Raw genomic sequence first — 2,923 nt, 5'->3', positions numbered from 1 at the left:
GGTGGAACAAGCAGCGGCATCGCCTACACCTACGTCCCGGCACCCGCGCTCACCTTGGCGGCGCCCATCACCGGACCGGAGGCAGGCGGAACGACTGTGGTGATCACCGGTACGGATCTGACCGGGCTACAGCGGTCGACTTCGGCGCCACACCCGCCACGTCGTTCACCGTCGACTCGCCCACCCAGATCACGGCCGTCGCACCGGCGGGGACCGGCACCGTGCAAATCACCACCACCACAGCAGGAGGAACCAGCAACGGCATCGCGTTCACCTACATCCCGGCACCGGCCCTCACCCTGGCGGTACCGAACACCGGCCTGCAGGCAGGCGGAACGACTGTGGTGATCACCGGTACGGATTTGACCGGAACGACCTCGGTGGACTTCGGCGCCACACCGGCGACCTCGTTCACCGTCGACTCACCCACCCAGATCACCGCCGTCTCGCCGGCAGGTACCGGAACCGTCCAGCTCACCGCCACGACCGCTGGCGGAACGAGTAACGGACTCAGCTTCATCTACATCTGACGCGTGACACGAGCTGGGCCGTCGGCGACTATTGCCGGCGGCCCAGTTTCGTTGAAAGCCAACACGCTGTTCACCGGACGCCGCACCACCAGCGGTCAACCCGGTGCGATCGGTTCACCCTCGTCCGAATAGCAACCTCCAGCGCCCGGGCTCTGCCGTAGGCCACGTGCAGATCGCGATTCCTGTGAGAAGGCTGTGAGATGGTGATCACGTGCTCGCGGGCTTGACTGTTCTGCGATGCGCGTTGGATGGGTGGCCGTTCGGGCGAGCTGCTGACGGCTCGACGGCCGAACGGCCTCCGGGCGAAACCGCCTACGCCCAGTAGCCGCCGACTGTCCGGATTTGCGCCTTGATCGGCTCGGCAACGATCGGAGCGCCCACCTTCGCTGCCGGGTGGCAGCCGATGTCGTCCGGTCGGTGAGGCTGGTGGCTTCGACAACCCAGGCGCCGTCGCGGACCTCGCCGTTGGCGTCGTAGGCCGGTGTCCAGTCGGCGGGCCTCAGGTGGGTGTCGTTGGCTTCGTAATGACCGCAGCTACCACGTCATATCGTGATCCGGTCGTCGCGGTGGCCTGTCGGAGGGCTGACCGGCGGCACTGTCCGGCCAAGAGCACGGTCGTGCCGCTCACTGCTTGTCGCGCTATCCGGATCGACGGCTCTGGCCGCCGTCACCACCGCACCCTCCGAGCGGTCGAGCCGATACAGGGCCAGCGCGGCGAGCGCGCCGATCGCTATGAGCCCGACCCACACTGCCCAGGCGGCTCCAGCGTCGTGGGCGGCGCCGACCACTGCGCCGGTGGCAAGGTTGCCGATCAGGATTCCGACGCCGACGACGGTGTTGTAGAACCCGTAATGGGTGGCCACCAGCCTGCCGTTGGCGAGGGATACCACAGTGTCCATCTCGAACGGGAACACGGCCGCCGTCCCGACCGCCAGCAGCGCGGCCGCCGCCAGCAGTGCGGCGATCGCGGCGGCTGTCCCGAACCGCTCGGATCCGGGCACGAGAGCCAGCGGCAGGAACGACACGGCCAGCAGACTCATACCGACGACCAGGCTGCGGCCGGTGCGCCAGCGGGAGCGCAACCACGCGGTGATGCGCAACTGCCCGGCCACCGCGACGACACCGGAGATCACGAACACCGCCGAGGTCACCGCCTGCGATCGCGTGCCTGCCACATAGTCCGCCTGGAGCGGCAGCGCGAGATAGACCTGGAACGACAGCACGTATGAACCGATCATTGCCACCGCGAAGGCCACGAACCGCCGGTTGGAGACCACGGTGCGCCAATCCTCGACCACCGATGTCTTCTCCGGCGGTGCCTCGGCGCGCCGGGTGGGGAGCGCGAACAATTGGGCGACCGTCAGCGCAGCGAACACGGCTGCCGCTGTAGCTGCGGTCACCCGGAAATCCAACGCCATCAGCGCGAGGCCGACCAGTGGCCCGGCCAGGATGCCCGCCTGGTAGAAGATGTTGAACACCGCGAACGCTTCTACCCGGCGTTCTCCGGTGTCGGCGGCGAGATAGGCGCGCACCGCCGGGTTGAACAGTGCGCCGGCGAAACCCGTTGCAGCCGAAGCAATCAGCAACCACGGCAGGGAAGTCGCGAACACCAGCAGCGCGAAACCGCCGGTGCGCAGCAGGCATCCGGCGACGATCAGTGGTTTGTAGCCGAGCCGGTCGGCGAGTGTGCCACCGAGGAGGAACATGCCTTGCTGGGAGAAGTTGCGCACACCCAGCACGAGCCCGACCGCCCAGGCCGCCAAGCCGAGTGGTCCGGCCAGGTACCCGGCCAGGTACGGCATCAGCATGTAGAAGCCGAGGTTGATGCCGAACTGGTTCACCATCAGCAGCCGCGCGGCGAGATCGAAGCTGCGGAACTCGGCGACTACCGTCACGACGCTCGCTTCCGGTCGAGGGTGGTCTGTCGGGGATCGGTGACGGCGGTGCAGCGGGTCCAGCTCCGCACGACCTTCTCGGCCGGGTGGGTGATGGTGTCCGGTTCGATCGGTGGGTCGGCGTCGAGCAAACCGTGCTCCTCGCAATAGGCGTCGTTGTAGATGGTGTCGAAGTAGCGGAGCGGCCCGTCGGGGAACACAGCCGCGATCCGCAACTCGGGGTCGAGTATCCGGGCGGCCCACCCCGCTACCAGCGCGACCGCACCAACGCTCCAGCCGCCGGTGGAGTGATGGGTCGCCGCCAGCGTGCGGCACGCCCAAACCGCCTCCGATGGCGCGACCCAATGGACTTCGTCGAAGGCCTCGTAATCGACGTTGCGCGGGTAGATGCTCGAACCGAGGCCACGCATCAATCGCGGACCTGCGGGTTGGCCGAAGATCGTGGACGCCACGGTGTCCACCCCGATCAGCTTCAGGTCCGGGTTGAACCGCCGCAGC

General features: G+C 67.6%; 2 protein-coding genes and 1 pseudogene. 1 reads left to right on the top strand and 2 read right to left on the bottom strand.

Annotated features, from left to right (window positions below; translation table 11 throughout):
* Positions 1–530 (top strand): IPT/TIG domain-containing protein (locus ON27_RS29575; RefSeq protein WP_218003065.1); only part of this gene is annotated, 530 nt, incomplete at its 5' end.
* 542 nt (positions 531–1,072) lie between these two features.
* On the opposite strand, the gene ON27_RS29570 is transcribed toward ON27_RS29575, so the two are convergent.
* The gene (locus ON27_RS29570) at positions 1,073–2,425 is read right to left on the bottom strand and encodes an MFS transporter (RefSeq protein ID WP_245560295.1); all 1,353 of its coding nucleotides are present in this window, start codon (positions 2,423–2,425) and stop codon (positions 1,073–1,075) included.
* Positions 2,422–2,923 (bottom strand): annotated as a pseudogene (locus ON27_RS29565) (pyridoxal-5'-phosphate-dependent protein subunit beta); the annotation flags it as partial. The pseudogene ON27_RS29565 and the gene ON27_RS29570, both read right to left, overlap by 4 nt.

Source organism: Nocardia asiatica NBRC 100129, from assembly GCF_000308415.1.
In the GTDB taxonomy this organism is placed as follows: Bacteria; Actinomycetota; Actinomycetes; order Mycobacteriales; family Mycobacteriaceae; genus Nocardia; species Nocardia asiatica.
This window is presented reverse-complemented; position numbering and strand designations above follow the sequence as displayed.